The 14,744-nt window shown below is 47.4% G+C and carries 15 protein-coding genes and 1 pseudogene; 6 read left to right on the top strand and 10 right to left on the bottom strand.

Annotation, left to right across the window (positions count from 1 at the left end):
• Positions 1-194: 194 nt before the first annotated feature.
• The 3 genes and pseudogenes from NP77_RS22085 to NP77_RS22080 form a co-directional block, all read right to left on the bottom strand.
• Positions 195-662 (bottom strand): hypothetical protein, encoded by a 468-nt coding sequence (locus tag NP77_RS22085; protein ID WP_033762109.1) that lies wholly within the window; start codon positions 660-662, stop codon positions 195-197.
• Positions 659-1,021: a tlde1 domain-containing protein gene (locus NP77_RS23215; protein ID WP_072040395.1), complete on the bottom strand. Its 363-nt coding sequence runs from the start codon at positions 1,019-1,021 to the stop codon at positions 659-661. The genes NP77_RS22085 and NP77_RS23215 overlap by 4 nt, the downstream gene beginning before the upstream one ends.
• 11 nt (positions 1,022-1,032) lie before the next feature.
• Positions 1,033-1,524 (bottom strand): annotated as a pseudogene (locus tag NP77_RS22080) (Hcp family type VI secretion system effector).
• Between the two features lie 459 nt (positions 1,525-1,983).
• On the opposite strand from NP77_RS22080, the gene NP77_RS22075 reads away from it, so the two are divergent.
• Together NP77_RS22075 and NP77_RS22070 are read left to right on the top strand one after the other, a co-directional pair.
• Positions 1,984-2,763: an MBL fold metallo-hydrolase gene (locus tag NP77_RS22075; RefSeq protein ID WP_039662009.1), complete on the top strand. Its 780-nt coding sequence runs from the start codon at positions 1,984-1,986 to the stop codon at positions 2,761-2,763.
• 90 nt (positions 2,764-2,853) lie between these two features.
• Entirely contained in the window at positions 2,854-3,858 is a 1,005-nt protein-coding gene (locus NP77_RS22070; RefSeq protein WP_039661910.1) for a GlxA family transcriptional regulator, read from the top strand.
• 79 nt (positions 3,859-3,937) lie between these two features.
• Here the strand turns inward: NP77_RS22070 and NP77_RS22065 are convergent, their stop codons facing one another.
• The gene (locus NP77_RS22065) at positions 3,938-4,339 is read right to left on the bottom strand and encodes an H-NS family nucleoid-associated regulatory protein (RefSeq protein ID WP_039661908.1); all 402 of its coding nucleotides are present in this window, start codon (positions 4,337-4,339) and stop codon (positions 3,938-3,940) included.
• Positions 4,340-4,609: 270 nt separating this feature from the next.
• On the opposite strand from NP77_RS22065, the gene NP77_RS23210 reads away from it, so the two are divergent.
• On the top strand, positions 4,610-4,864 hold the full coding sequence (locus NP77_RS23210; RefSeq protein ID WP_156137321.1) for a hypothetical protein: 255 nt from the start codon (positions 4,610-4,612) through the stop codon (positions 4,862-4,864).
• 341 nt (positions 4,865-5,205) lie between these two features.
• Here NP77_RS23210 and NP77_RS22060 read toward each other — a convergent pair whose 3' ends face one another.
• Positions 5,206-5,607 (bottom strand): H-NS family nucleoid-associated regulatory protein, encoded by a 402-nt coding sequence (locus tag NP77_RS22060; protein ID WP_003850529.1) that lies wholly within the window; start codon positions 5,605-5,607, stop codon positions 5,206-5,208.
• A gap of 1,156 nt (positions 5,608-6,763) precedes the next feature.
• On the opposite strand from NP77_RS22060, the gene NP77_RS23205 reads away from it, so the two are divergent.
• Entirely contained in the window at positions 6,764-6,952 is a 189-nt protein-coding gene (locus NP77_RS23205; RefSeq protein ID WP_072040393.1) for a DUF2256 domain-containing protein, read from the top strand.
• 57 nt (positions 6,953-7,009) lie between these two features.
• Here NP77_RS23205 and NP77_RS22055 read toward each other — a convergent pair whose 3' ends face one another.
• The 4 genes from NP77_RS22055 to NP77_RS22040 form a co-directional block, all read right to left on the bottom strand.
• Positions 7,010-7,315 carry a hypothetical protein gene (locus NP77_RS22055; protein WP_008926834.1) on the bottom strand — a complete coding sequence of 102 codons (306 nt, stop codon included), beginning with the start codon at positions 7,313-7,315 and terminating at the stop codon, positions 7,010-7,012.
• A gap of 108 nt (positions 7,316-7,423) precedes the next feature.
• Positions 7,424-7,966 (bottom strand): YfaZ family outer membrane protein, encoded by a 543-nt coding sequence (locus NP77_RS22050; RefSeq protein WP_003850534.1) that lies wholly within the window; start codon positions 7,964-7,966, stop codon positions 7,424-7,426.
• A 61-nt stretch (positions 7,967-8,027) separates the two neighbouring features.
• Positions 8,028-8,264 carry a YgdI/YgdR family lipoprotein gene (locus tag NP77_RS22045; protein WP_003850536.1) on the bottom strand — a complete coding sequence of 79 codons (237 nt, stop codon included), beginning with the start codon at positions 8,262-8,264 and terminating at the stop codon, positions 8,028-8,030.
• A 1,558-nt stretch (positions 8,265-9,822) separates the two neighbouring features.
• Positions 9,823-10,299 (bottom strand): WbuC family cupin fold metalloprotein, encoded by a 477-nt coding sequence (locus NP77_RS22040; RefSeq protein WP_003850539.1) that lies wholly within the window; start codon positions 10,297-10,299, stop codon positions 9,823-9,825.
• A gap of 323 nt (positions 10,300-10,622) precedes the next feature.
• Here NP77_RS22040 and NP77_RS22035 point away from each other — a divergent pair, with 323 nt between their 5' ends.
• The gene (locus NP77_RS22035) at positions 10,623-10,847 is read left to right on the top strand and encodes a FeoA domain-containing protein (RefSeq protein WP_039661906.1); all 225 of its coding nucleotides are present in this window, start codon (positions 10,623-10,625) and stop codon (positions 10,845-10,847) included.
• Positions 10,847-13,174, top strand: a complete 2,328-nt coding sequence (gene feoB / locus NP77_RS22030) for a Fe(2+) transporter permease subunit FeoB (RefSeq protein ID WP_039661904.1) — start codon at positions 10,847-10,849, stop codon at positions 13,172-13,174. Before NP77_RS22035 ends, feoB begins: the two co-directional genes overlap by 1 nt.
• A gap of 435 nt (positions 13,175-13,609) precedes the next feature.
• Here the strand turns inward: feoB and NP77_RS22025 are convergent, their stop codons facing one another.
• Complete coding sequence (locus NP77_RS22025; protein WP_003850543.1) at positions 13,610-14,647, bottom strand: tyrosine-type recombinase/integrase; 1,038 nt, start codon at positions 14,645-14,647, stop codon at positions 13,610-13,612.
• Positions 14,648-14,744 lie beyond the last annotated feature (97 nt).

Genomic DNA, 14,744 nt, shown 5'->3' with positions numbered 1-14,744 from the left:
GATATGCCGCAGCCTGCTGCGGCATTTTTTTTGCCTTTATTTTGTCAGCAGTCCATCAGACAGGCCAGCCGCAATCACGCTGATTGGGTTTAAGGGTCAACAGTTTAAAAAACCACGCTAAGATTATAATGTATTGTTTTTATTAACAAGTATTCGTTCAGAAAACCCGGCAAGCGCCAGGTTTGTTCTGAGGATTAATGTCCTGAATTTTTTGCGGTTTCTTGTCTGACTTCGTCAATCGTGTCACGCATATTGCTCAGACATTTTGCAGCAGCAGCTCCAGCTTTTTCCAGCACGGGTTCTGCCTTCGCGAAATACTCCTCAATTTTCATCTGATTTGCATGTGTGATTAAAGGTATACCGCATACCATTGATGTGCCAAATCGCTGCTTTAAGGCGTCGGTACTTTTGTCCAGCGAGTTGGTTGCGTTAATTACAGATATTGGATCTTTAATTAACGCCATGCTAAGAGCTGTGGTCAATTCCTCTGTATGAGCAGCGTCAAGGGTATCACCAATACTGTCAATTTTTCCCGGAAACGCATGGAGCGTTTTGTTGTCTGCCTGCTCAATCAGTTGGATATAAGCTTTCCATTCATTTGATGATGCTATGCAGGAGGACGGAATAGTGCAGGCGATCAGCAAGATGATTCGCAAAATCATCTCACTACCTCCAGCGTTTTATCTGTTGACTGAATGATTTTTGTGCGAATAACCGGCCCAGGGATTATGCAACCCTCAGAAGCGAATCCAGGTACTTTCGGCGGCTTCCTTTCACCGTGTATACGAAATAAAGAGCGGCCATAACTTTCGCCAGAGGTTTGTGTCAAAATTATGGTAAATGGTCCCTTTGAACTGGTATGTCCGCCAATATGCCAGGTACCGCGAGGAATTGGCCCCATACCTTTAACGTGTTGACGATCCGGGTTGTTTTTGTTGGTCAGGCTCCCTGAATAACCTTTACCCATTAACTTACCGCGGTGCCACAGTTCGCCGATACTCTGGTGATATATCCATGCCATATGTTGTTCTCCTATGCCGCGCTACGCTCTTTCCAGGAATCAGAGTGAATAATATTGCCGTCCAGATATTTCCAGGTGATTTTTTCATACGTCATTTCGAGCACTTCAAGGTGATCGTGACGTTCGTAATCCCGGTCCTTAACATCTTCCATAAAGGGTACGACACAGGTAATGCGGACATTTTCAATAAATACGTTAAAATATTCTTCTTTCTGTCCGGCGTAATTAATGCGATAGAATTTAAGCTCGGCAGACTTTAAAAGCTTTCCAGCGCTGACGAACTGATAAAGGTATGGACTTGAAGAGTCCAGCGCTTTGGTCAGCATAAAGGGCGCATGCTCGCGAGTGGCCGTTATCTTACCGGACAGATTATCCGTAGGGAGTCATATGCCGTGAGCCAGTGCGGTTATTTCTATACTTCCTTCTCGTTGCTGCACATCAACAGAGCCTTTGACGGGATTTCCACCATCATCCTTCAGCCATAAATAAACAGGTATAGCCATTCTGTGAACTCATGTTTCGTGATTAAAGAGCAGGGATTATCGCCTTCTGTTCCTTTATGGCGGAAATGCCAATTGAGTTTTTATTGATTTAAATCAATGGAATGAATTGCTTTTAATTTTCGTTTCGGACGGAAATATGTGGCGTGGGATATGCCCGTTTTCTCTGCCGCTGTTTTAAATGACTGCCCCGGGCGGATCAATCTCAGTGCTGATAATGTCGCACTATGTGGTTTTCAGCCGAACTTCACAGCGGACTCCCTTGCAGCAGCCCGACCGTCATTGGTCCGCTCTTTAAGACCGGTTCTCCCACCTGCCAAAAGATAATTTCACATTTTGGCCCGATCCCATCGAATGCTGACCTTTGGGCCTGTCATGCACACGATGAACAGTGACGTAAAGTAATCGCATAAGCGCCAGTAAAGCTGGCTGATTTTACTGAAACTGTTTATGGAGCCTGGCATGAAGCTAACCCAAATTCGCAACGCTACGCTGTTACTGGAGTATGCAGGAAAAAAATTCCTTATCGATCCTATGCTGGCCGAAAAAGAGGCCTGGCCAGGCTTTGCCGGCAATGCCCGACCTCACCTCAGAAATCCGATGGTAGATCTGCCAGTCCCGCTGGACGAACTGCTGGCAGTAGATGCGGTCATCATCACCCACACCCATGCCGATCACTGGGATGAAGCTGCGCAACAGCAGGTGCCAAAGAATATGATGATTTACAGCCAGAATGAAAGTGATGCTGCGCTGCTTCGTTCACAGGGTTTTGAAAACCTGCGGGTGCTGCAGGATGAAAACCGTTTCATTGATGGTCTCACTCTATATAAAACCGATGGGCAGCATGGCAGTAATGCATTGTATGCTGACAAAGCAATGGGCGAGATTCTGGGTGATGCCTGTGGTCTGGTGTTTATTCATCCGGCAGAAAAAACGCTGTATGTTGCTGGGGATACAGTGTGGGTCAAACCTTATGTCAGAAGTCTGCAACGTTTCCAGCCGCAGGTTGTGGTGTTAAATATTGGCAATGCTACCAACGATCTCTATGGTCCGATTATTATGGGCAAAGAGGATACGCTGCGTACCCTGAACATCCTCCCTGGCGTGATAATTGTTGCTTCTCATATGGAAGCCATCAACCACTGCCTGTTGACCCGTGCTGAACTGCGCGCCTATACCTCAGAACAGGGTATTGCTGACAAAGTGCTGATCCCGGAAGATGGTGACTCCATGACGTTCTAATCGACCCTTCACTGAAGCGCAGGCGCTTTGTGAACGGCTTGTGCTTTACAATCGGTTTCCACCGCCATGCTTGTACAGTGAGGGAAGATAATGGCTGGGCTCAGAGTCGCAGTGCTGGCAACCGCAGGTTTTAGTCTATTTCACTTTTCAGTTCCCTGCATTTTATTTGGATCGGCTATGCCACAGCAGGCGCTGTTTCAGGTTGATGTTTTTGCAGAAAAACCTGGCGTGGTTCGTTCCGATATGGGACTGTCAATCACCGTAGAGCATGGCCCTGAACTCCTTGATCAGGCGGCGATTATTATAGTTCCCTACTGGCACAATCTGGCTGAACAACCGGCGCAGGTGCTGCTTAATAAGCTGGTAGCGGCCTGGCAGCGTGGTGCGGAAGTCGTTGGACTGTGTCTGGGCACATATGTACTGGCTTATGCAGGTTTACTTGATCAGCGCCGGGCTACCACACACTGGGAATTTGAGCAGGACTTCAGTTCCCGCTTTCCGGCCGTTCAGCTCGATAGCAACGCGCTCTATGCCCGTGACGATCGTCTGATAACCTCTGCTGGTACCGCTGCAGGGATCGACTGCTGTCTGGATATCATCCGTCATCACTATGGTAGTGCCATTGCCAATCGGGTAGCGAGACGAATGGTGGTGCCGCCCTACCGTGAAGGCGGTCAGGCGCAGTTTATTGAGCGTCCGGTTCCGGAAACAACGCGTGACAGTAAGATTAATGCACTGCTGGCGTCACTGCGGGAGAATCTGCATAAGCCGCAGAATCTTGATTCCCTCTCGCGCAGGCTCAGCATGAGCCGGCGAACGCTGACCCGTCACTTCCAAAGAGCAACGGGTATGTCTCTGGGTGAGTGGTTGACGGCTGAGCGCCTTCAACGCAGCCAGTGGCTATTGGAAACAACCACTATGAATATTGAAAGTGTGGCCGAAAAGGTGGGTTTTGAGTCGCCGGTTTCATTTCGTCAGCGTTTTAAATCGCGGTTTGGTGTTTCACCCAGCGAGTGGCGTCGAACGTTTCGTGGTTCTGAGCCAGTGATGGCCAATGATAACGTGGAAAAGAAGGACGCCAGGACACCAGGATAAATATCTGTGCCATGGGACTTTGCGGACCGGAATATTGCCGCCCATTGGCGGTCAACATTCCGGCAAGAAATTAGCGCGATTAAATCAGGAAATCATCCAGTGACTGGCCATTTTCGATCGCAGCTTTAATGGCTGAAGGGGTTCGGCCCTGACCCGTCCAGTAACGAACCTGACCGTTTTCGTCATTGTAGCGATATTTAGCCGGACGCTTTGCCCGTTTCTTTTTGCCGGTTACCAAAGGAGAAGCGCTATTTACCAGTTCCAACGGATTAATTCCTTCTTCCATCAGCAACTCCTGATAAAACGCCAGCTTTTCAGCTTTCTTACGGGCTTCTGCCTCTCGTGCACTTTCCTCTTCACGACGCTCATTTACCACTGTTTCTAATTTCTGGTGTAGCTCTGCCAGCAGATCCAGCGTCATATTGCGTGCCTCAGCACGCATTGTGCGGATATTATTCAGGCTGCTCAGATTCTTACTCATACCAATCCTCAAATACTCAAGTTAATCAATAAAGTGCAAATTATTCAGCCAGTAAGGGTAACATTTCCGTATGCGGCATTTGAAGGGCCAATGTGGTTTATTCGCTGTTAATCAGGTTTGAATGGTGGTATCTAATCCAGTAAATCGTACAGTTTAAGCGTAATCTGCTGGCTAATGCCTGGTTTTCGTTATAGAAGCGGCGCTGGGTTTAGCATTTTCTTTTTTATTAACTGTGCGTGAATCAGAAATGAGGTTTTATTCAGGACAGGCATGATGCCTTGCCATGATAGTGGTTGGCCATCGCCAGAAATTCGTCGTGGTTTTGAAGCATTATCCTTTGAGATGTTCTGCTCAACATCTTGCAGTGCTGCGCTGGTGCGGGTGCAATCTTACAACAGTAAAGATACGCCGCCGGGTCCCTTTGGTTATATTGGTGTGGCCTTAACCCGTCGTGAAGGGATAGATGTCAACGTTGCCCGCGCACGGCTTGACGGTGTTTTGCCTAAGGGATGCTCAGCAATCTGATGCACCAATGGGTAACCGGGCGTTTTTTCCGACCCTGATGGCAATACGCGTGAACTCTCTTATAATCAGCAGATCGGCCTGGAAATTATCAGCGCTCGTAACATGTAATCGCTGAATAAATAAATCAGCTCAGGGGAAGAATGAAGCCGGGTGTCTGTTGCGGAAGATGTTCAGCAACTAAGTGTAGTGAAACGCCTGGGAAGAACTGTAGATTGACGGATGAAACAAATTGCAGAAGGGCGGGGTAAGGGCCGACGGATAATGTCAGAGCTACTACCGGATGTCGATGTGATATAAAACAGCCTGCTTAAAGCAGGCTGTTTTCATGTATGCAGACTGAGTTAAATCAGGAAATCATCCAGTGATTTACCTGCATCAACGGCTGATTTAATAGCTGAGGGTGTACGGCCCTGGCCAGTCCATTGCTTAACTTCACCATTTTCGTCGGTGTACTGATATTTAGCTGGTCGAGGTGCGCGTTTTTTCTTCTCAGCGGGTGCAGTTGGCATACCATTTAACAGTTCATTAGGATCGATACCCTCCTGCAACAGTAACTCGCGATATTTTGCCAGTTTCTCGGCTTTTTCACGATTAGCTGCTTCCGAAGCCTGAGCTTCTTCCCGACGCTCACTCACTACAACTGACAGTTTTTCCAGCATTTCTTCCAGGGCAGCCAGGTCAAGCTCGCGAGCGTTTGCGCGAAGGGTACGGATATTATTCAAGCTGTTGAGAGTGTCACTCATCAAAGTCACCATAGTCATGTTCAGATAATAAAATACAGAGCGGGTTCACGCTGATGCTTTTCGTCAGACCTGCTTTTTTAGAATGCTTGCCTTCGAAGAATCAAAATACAGAACCGATAGTTCAACGCTAACATATTAATCGCTTTCTACAAGAGTTTAAACTGTAATTACCGTATCACCCTTAAATTGAAGCAGAGTTACTCTTTGCGGTGCTCTTAGCTCAAAATGTCAAAAAAAACGACATCTGAAAAGTTAGTTAATTGGGAGCGGGTATAGGGAAATTGTGCTTTAACGCTGTTTTCAGCAAAGTCGCTTCGCAAATCCTGTACACGCATTGCTCTGAAAATTAAAGGTAATGATTCAGGGCAGACAGCTAAAACTGGATAAGATCATGATGTTAATCGTAATTTTGTTGAATGACTGGCACGGTGACGCTTTAAATAATTAGCCCACTGATTAACTGTGGTTATTTGTAACGCCATGATAATGGGTTGTTTTTTTCTTATGCAGCGCATAGGGTTATTTAAGAGCGGGCCGGCCTGCGTTATGGCTGATTTAAGCGTTTGCATCCACCTACAGCCATCAAATAAATGGATACAAACTCGTCAAAACGAGAGCCACCCGTTGTGGGCTAAAGTCAATTATTTACAAGAGTCATGATTTTTGAAGCTCTGTAAAGATTCAAAGAGGGAGGTAGTTTACAACGTAATCATAGACAGCATTATTTCCCCACGTTATTACCCTGTTGTCATTGATGCTGATAACGGAAGCGATAGCATTTTTCATCGATATTCATTCAGCTCAGTCCGTGAACCATGTGATTTTGCAATCACCTCGCCAGCCTGTCCCAAAACACATCGATGGACATGCTGCCAGACACTGAACTGAAAACGGTGTGCCAGGAAGCGGCTATTATTAACCTGGCTAATTAATTCGTCGTCAGCAGCGCATAATGCCAAAAACCTGTAATAGATATTTCACAGTACAATGTCAGAGCAAATGGGGTCGTCGAAGAATAATCATAGAACAAGAGAGTATGAAAAAAAGCAGTCTGCTAACTTTGTCGCCCATTGTCATCAGTTATCCAGTGCGACGGTTAGCTATACTGTATATGGCATAGGCTTTGTCAGTGTCCTGGGTTTTCTGGAGGATTGACGTGTTCAAAGGCAATAAAAAGTCACTACCGGTGCGCTACTGCAAAACGTGTAACAAACCGATGTCATGGCGAAAAAAATGGGAAAGGTGCTGGGAAGAGGTTCTGTATTGCTCGGAACGGTGCCGTCGGCAGCGTACTGCACAGCAGCAGCAGGATGATGCCCGAATAAATTCCGGCCACAATCGATAAAACCTGTCGGGTCAGTGCTGGCCAGGATTTTACCTGGCCTCTGACAGTTCAATGTCGTTAGTGCTGAATCTCAATCTGTTGCCAGCCTTGTTTGAACATACAGTCTTTCACCAATATGTCTCGCTGACTTTCATTAGCATCGCTGGTTGAGTAATTCGTATCAGTTGTCTTGTGTTTCTTGTCTTTTGAGGTGTATTTACCGCTAACGACATTGTCTGGCGGTAAATCCCTGAGTGCCTGAGCTTTACAGGCTGTTTCTGCCACGAACTCCTGCTGCTCAGATGCGTCAGGCTTGACCCATTTATACTGGACACATCCTGTCAGACAAAGGGTAAATAACATCAACATGAGTGGTTTCATCATCTGTTTCTCACTGCTTTCCGTCAGAGTCATAACGAAAAATGGGTAAAGAAACCGATCAGTCAAGCTGGCTGGTTTCCTCACCCTATAGAAGAGGAGCGTTATCTGATATTAAAATGTCAGGCCGCCACCAATGTAAGGCCCATCGATCAGGGTATGGCCCGGGCGTCCATCTTTGCCATCAACACCTGCATAACGGTAGCCGGCTTTCAAGACCAGCGGCCCCAGCGGTGACCAGCTTATGCCGGCGTTCGCTTCCACAAAATTCTTAACGCTGTTAGTCAGTTGTTCCGGAGCAGAATATCCCTCACCATAAATCGCAAAATCAGCGGGCAGATTGATTTTCACACCGCCACCGACAGGAAATGCGACGCCGTTATCCCCTTTCTTGCCACCAAGATAAGTGGCTTTGGCGCCAGCAGTCAGCATTACCGGACCAAGTTCAAGATTATAACCGGTACCCGCCTGACCAATCTGAACACCATCCGCCGTATTTTTGATCCACTGGCTATCCAGATAAATTCCGCTGGATGAGCGGCCAATTTCTGCGTCCAGCGCAGTGGTATTTTTACCTTGCTCCACATTCAAGCCAATGGCCATTGCAGACGAAGAGACGCACAGCAGCATACCCATGCTGATTACAGAAAGTTTCATTGTTCAGTTCCACTGCTTTTAAATTTTAAAATTAATGATTACGATTGCTGGCTGAATTGATTTATTTTTGTACAATTTCTTTAACGTCGTGCTGCTGCAACTGATGCATATTTCCGTCTGCATCTTTATACGAGATCATGCCAGTTTGTTTATCTTTGGCGGGTTTACCATGAGTCGTAATCATGTGCCCGTCATTGGTAGAGATGACATAATTGCTTGAGCAGGCGGTCATGGATATTACTGCAGCCGTCATCACAATAGCGCAGACGAATTTTTTGCCAGAATTGAAAGATGTCATTTCACTGTCCTGTCATTAGTTTTTAAGAAGATGTGGCATTATTAGCTAAAATTGTTAAACGACACGATAACAATTCCAGCCTTCGGAAAATTATCTGCCAAAAGACTGATGCAGATCAATTGTAATGTGTTGGGGTGTATGATGATTAAGCATGTTTTGTTAAAAAGCTGCAACAGAAAATCAAACATGTATTTGCGATAAATGAAACTTTCAATTCAGATAAAGAAAATCCTGAATGTGCCTCTGATTATAAAATGAACGACGCACTATTTAAATAAACTGAACTTAAATTTATCGCCACTTTTCTCAGATGATTAAAAATCGGGATGTCATTGGAATAAGCGTTAGCCGCACCAAAGGAAAATGAACAGTATACTTTATGTTAAGTAATGAAAGATCAATAATGCGATAAGTTAGTTACAACACCCTGTTGAATTAGTTTCAATAACACGAGAAGGCCTGCTGATTTTGTGTGTTTATTGACGTACTAAAAACAATTTATTCTGGAATTCCGAGTGCCTTTTGATTAGCTGCCCCCGCGCCCCGAAGGGGCGTACATAGACGTGATAGACTTATGTATGATGTAACTAATTTTCTGCAAGATCCTGTTTAAGTGCTATTATTGGGTTCTGATTGTTCCCTTTAAATTGATGAATGTATTAACTTTTAGCAGCGATCCCGTAACTGTCCTCTAATCCTGAACAGCTACAACATTAAAACTTGCGTAAGGCTCATATCAGCAAACCATAAATACGTTCCAGCTAACTTCAACGGCGGTATAATCAGCCCTTAAACGCATAGGCCGTAGCCTCAAAGGACATGTTTCGGTTTTGGCTCAGCCGTTTTATCAATGGGAGGGTAGGTACTTGCTACATGCCATGATAATCAACCGTAAATGCCCTTGCAGCAAATTAAAGAGGCTCACGACCGGGAAGATCAGTGTGTTTTTTCACTACTCAGAAACCATATCATCTGAATCGACAAAAACCACAGTTTTATAATCGGTAAGATTCTTTTACGAAGTCCAGTGAGGCTGGAGAAGTGTCATTTTTAACAGAGTGTCCGGGAATATTGTAGTGGTTACACATCCGTAATGCGCACTCCCCATAAATCAATACCGTGAACCGCTGGTGTATCCGCCATTTAAACTACGGTTATAGAGGATGAATTATAAAAATAACTTTTCAATAAAGCTCAAAGGTGGTTAAAAGACAAATTCCTCAGCCTTATTTCGAATGTAAGGCTGATGACGTTTATTGCCTCTCTAACCTCAATAGTGCAGTGGAAACGTCTGAAATGGCGCTGCCTGACCTGATAGATGGCTTAATGCTCAATTTACTGCATCATCCGAATGGTCTGTTTCAAATGCTAAGCTACTACCGGAACCTGATTAAGCCTTATTAGTTACTGTGTTCGGATACCCGTTTTTTACATCTCAAGGGTTCGTAAAAGCCAATCTCTGGATTTAAAGATGAGTGCAGGCAACCCTGAAAATTGCCAGATGTCACCTGAAGGACGGCATCGGCCACCATACCGCCCGCTGCAAATAAGCTAAAAATTATCGAGTGAAACTACCATCACCCACCTGCGCCTGTTCGTACCATGCCATCAGTTCCATGGTGCCAGGCTCATTCTCGGCGGGTGCCCATGGGGCAAGATCCTGTTCAGTAACTGGCTGGTAACCGCCATGCTTTACCTCAAAAATAACCCCGCCTTTATCCATGGAGAGTACCGCATGCCAGATGCCGGCATCCGTTTCGAGCACCTTGCACTCTTCACCCAGCATCACCCGCTGGGTCACATAACCATTGTCATCAAAATTTAATACCAGGAAGCGTCCTCGAAGAGGCATCAGCAATTCAAAAGTATGCGGATGGCGGTGTGGGCGCACATAAGTGCCCGGCTCCATAGCGATGGCCAGACGTTGAACCGGATCGCTTAATTCGGGATGTAGATTACGATTAGCTCGCAAGCGAGGAGAGTGTGCAGCCTGTTCGCTTTGTTTCTGGAGGTCACTCAACGTAATTTGTTTCATATAATCCTTATTGATCCAGGGCTGCTCTCTACCCCAAGGTTACCGTAAGATTTTGTGCCATTCATTATGGCCGAATAGCCTCTGTAGTTGCCTGACATTGTCACCGCTTATGATGCAGGTCTGACTCAGTGGCAACAAGCCATGATGTCTCTATTTACACGTATCAGGCCATCTCACCCGTCACCAGGCTCCTGTGAAAGGATACGTTTTCTTCCACATACGCATTGACGACATGTTTTCTCTCGATTGCTCATTCCAGATCAAAAAGCGAAACGCTTATCATTTATAAAATGAGTGCTTCTTACCTTGAGGCAGAGCGTGTTATGGCAATTAACCTGGGCAGTACCTATCGAATTCTTGGCTATAAGCCGTCTGTAAATTTCGCCTGGCGTCAGAAATTACTGACGATGGGCATGCTTCCCAGCGCCGTTTTTGAGACGGTTCGCGTGGCGCCAATGGGGGACCCTGTGCAAATTCGCACGCGCCGTATCAGTCTGGCAGTTCGACAGCGGGACCTGTCCTCTATGATCCTGGAGGAAATCGTCTGATGAAAAAGATCACCATCGGGCTGATTGGAAATCCTAACACCGGCAAAACCACGCTATTTAATCAGCTTACCGGAGCCCGGCAGCAGGTCGGTAACTGGGCGGGTGTGACAGTTGAGCGTAAAGAAGGGCAATTTTTTACTGCACAGTCAGATGTCAGGCTCATCGACCTGCCCGGAACTCGTTCGCTGACGACGCTGTCTGCTGAAAGCGCCATTGATGAGAGCATCGCCTGCCAGTATCTCTATCAGGATCACGCCGATATGGTGATTAACGTGGTCGATGCATCCAGTCTGGAAAGTAATCTGTTCCTGACCCTGCAGCTACTGGAGCTTGGCGTGCCCTGCATTATCGCCCTTAACATGCAGGACGTTGCCGCCAGTCAGAACATCACTACTGATATTCAGGCGTTATCTGCACGTCTTGGCTGTCCGGTTGTTTCCGTGACCTCAACCCGGGGCGATGGTATTGCCCAGCTCAAAACCCTGATCGATCAGGCTCATGTTTACTGCGCTCCGGAACGGGTGCGTTACCCGGCCGCGATTAACTCAGCAATTGAGCAGCTGTGTCTGCAAATGCCCGAAACGATAGCGCCTCAAAAACGTTACTGGCTGGCATTGCAGCTGCTGGAGGGTGATATTAACAGCCAGAAGCTTTGCCCGGAGCTGCTCCCGCATTTGCCTGAGATGATGAAACAGGCGGGCAATGACACCGGCGTACAGATTGCCGATTACCGTTATCGTGCCATCAACGCACTTTGCGAAGCCGTGAGTAATATTCATCAGGTATTACCAGCCGGTCGGACCCGTCAGATTGATAGTATCGTGCTGAATCGCTGGCTGGGCATTCCGATATTCCTGGCAGTGATGTATGTGATGTTTGTGCTCTCAATTAATATCGGTGCCGCACTGCAGCCACTTTTCGACAGTGGTTCTGTGGCCATATTTATTCATGGCATGCAATGGCTGGGCTATGTCGGCCACTTCCCGGACTGGCTGACCGTTTTTCTGGCCCAGGGCATCGGATCCGGCATAAATACCGTGCTGCCGATCATTCCTCAGATTGGCCTGATGTTCCTGTTCCTTTCTTTTCTGGAGGATTCCGGCTACATGGCGCGCGCTGCTTTTGTGATAGATCGGCTTATGCAGTCGCTGGGCCTGCCGGGTAAATCCTTTGTGCCGCTAATCGTCGGCTTTGGCTGTAATGTACCGTCAGTCATGGGCACCCGGACACTCGACACACCGCGTGAGCGCTTGCTTACGGTCCTGATTGCACCTTTTATGTCGTGCGGGGCGCGGCTGGCGATTTTTGCGGTTTTCGCTGCAGCATTTTTTGACGCACATAGCTCCAGCCTGGTTTTCTCACTCTATTTGCTGGGCATTGTTGTTGCGATCATCACCGGGTTGGTACTCAGGCACACCCTGCTGAGCGGGGAAGCATCCCCGTTTATCATGGAAATGCCGGTCTATCACCGGCCTCATCTGAAAAGTCTGCTGTTGCAAACCTGGCAGCGGCTGAAAATGTTTGTCGTCCGGGCCGGACAGGTCATCATTTTGGTGAGCATGCTGGTTGGCGTACTGAGCAGCTTTGCATTTAATGGCCAGCTGGTCGAAGACATTAACCATTCTGCACTGGCGGCATCCAGTAAAGCGATTACACCTGCGTTGTTGCCGATTGGTATCACTCAGGATAACTGGCAGGCGACCGTTGGACTGGTGAGTGGCATTATGGCTAAAGAGGTCGTGGTCGGCACACTCAACAGCCTTTACACCACTGAAGCGCTCCAGAACAACGCGTTTGATCCGCAGACTTTTAACCTTAAAGCTGAGCTGACCGATGCGCTGACACAGACCTGGGCGGGGTTAACAGCTGCATTGAGAATTGATGCACTGGCTCATCCCATCGATGCCAGCAAAGGTGATGGTGAGATGGCATCCGGCTCTATGGGCATCATGTCAGCCAAATTTGGCAGTGGCTTCGCCGCATACAGTTACTTAATCTTTGTCCTGCTCTATGTGCCCTGTGTTTCAGTCATGGGCGCTATTGCGCGCGAAGCCGGCAGAAAGTGGATGATGTTCTCATTCTTCTGGGGACTGAATATTGCTTACACCACGGCCACGCTGTTTTATCAGACCGTCACGTTTACCGAGCATCCTGCATTTAGTGCAACCTGCCTGATTGGCATGCTGTTGCTTAACATGGTCATTCTGTTTGCACTGCGAAAAGCAGGAAGCCGGGTGCAGGCAATACCAGTCATGATGCAGGAGGGAAAGGGACGTTGTCACGGCTGCCACGGCAGCTGCGATAAACAGAAAGGCTACGCACAATAAAAAGAAACAACAGATTCAATTACTTTATCCGCTGGGTGACGGGCTTTTCAGCGCCACAGCGGATAAGTGACGTTGATGATATTGTTCAGACAGATGTAAGCTGAATTAAAGTTCATCTGGAGTGATGTAAACCGCCTGAGAAGACCTATTAACAACCCCTGTCAGGAGACATGATTTTCCAGTGTGGGAAGCTGATGTTATAGAAGGGTGTGATGCTGGCAGCATCTCTTACCCTGGCTTCTGAAGCGAAATCTTTTTCCAGAACAGATGAGCCTAAAACAGCATACCTGGTGAATAAATGCTTTAAATCAGCGAGATAATGGGAACAAAGGCCAGATAACGACCTATTCAGTACAGGCTTACACACAGGCTGTCCACTTTTTCTGTGGATAACTTTAGCCTGAATATAGCTTCAGATGGCCTTTTTAGAAGCTATCAGTCAGATAAGTCAGTGTCAGCATACTGGTCCATAAACTCTACCATTGCGCCTTTATGTGCATCCACATGACGGATATACCGCATCAGGGTTTCCGGTTTTTTCCATGTGCCTTCCTGCATAATACGGGCAATCGGATAACCATTATCCGCCATATCCTGAGCGGCACCCACCCTGGCACTGTGGCCACTCCAGCCACTGTAGCGATTTTTGTTAGCTTTCACCGCGCCAACGTTCCCAGCGCTGCGCCATGCACGGTTAAAGATCTGTTCCAGAGCCCGGGTACTCATTGGCTTTTCGGCAACCAGTACGCGGCCAGATCGATGAACTGCGGTAAACAGATAAGCATCGGGCTGATTAGAGAGTCCGGAGGCTTCTATCCACTGTTCCAGACGTTGGGTTGAGCGGGTGCCGAGCGCCTTGATTAATCCACCGGTCTGCACAATCGTTTTTGTCCAGGCAACATCCAGAATGATACGGCCATCAACGGCGTGCATCACATCACGCACCCTTAATCGCGACAGTTCACTGATACGGAGTAGCGTGGCATAGGCTACGTGTAAAAAGGCCAAATCGCGCACTAACTGAAGGTTTTCAGATCCTGACCATTTTCCATCCAGTACCAGCAGGTCAGTAAGCCTGAAGGGAACAGCCTGGCCAGCACGTTCACCGTTCATCACGGCCACGCGATTTATCTTCTTTATGGTACGAAAAACCAAAGGAGATACATTCGGCACCGGCAATCCGGCGTTACGGTGTAACATCGAGATGAGGGCCGCGTGTGAAGTAATCGTTGAAGAAGCCCGACCACTTTGAGCAAGAAACGAGAGATAGTCGCGCAGGTCATCAGCGCTCATCGGCAGGAAGCTGCGCTGGTTATCTTCCGACCAGCGATTACAGATCCGCATGACGCTAATCAGCTGCCGCCAGGTGTTAGGTGAGAAAGCCTCTTTATCCTGGACGAATTGCCTGAGGCGTTCTGTGATGTCGCTGTTCGGATCCACACTCAAATAGGTGACAGGCTCTAACTCATTCATTTTGCTCACTTATCAACCAAAACATGTCCTGACAACGCTACGTGAATTCTGAGAAGTTAGCAGGGGGATTACCTGCCAGAATTCACGTAGCGTTGTC

Origin of the sequence: Pantoea sp. MBLJ3, from assembly GCF_000816655.1 — a bacterium.
Classification (GTDB): Bacteria; Pseudomonadota; Gammaproteobacteria; order Enterobacterales; family Enterobacteriaceae; genus Pantoea; species Pantoea eucalypti.
The sequence above is the reverse complement of the archived record's forward strand: the minus strand, read 5'-3'. Positions and strand labels throughout refer to the sequence as shown.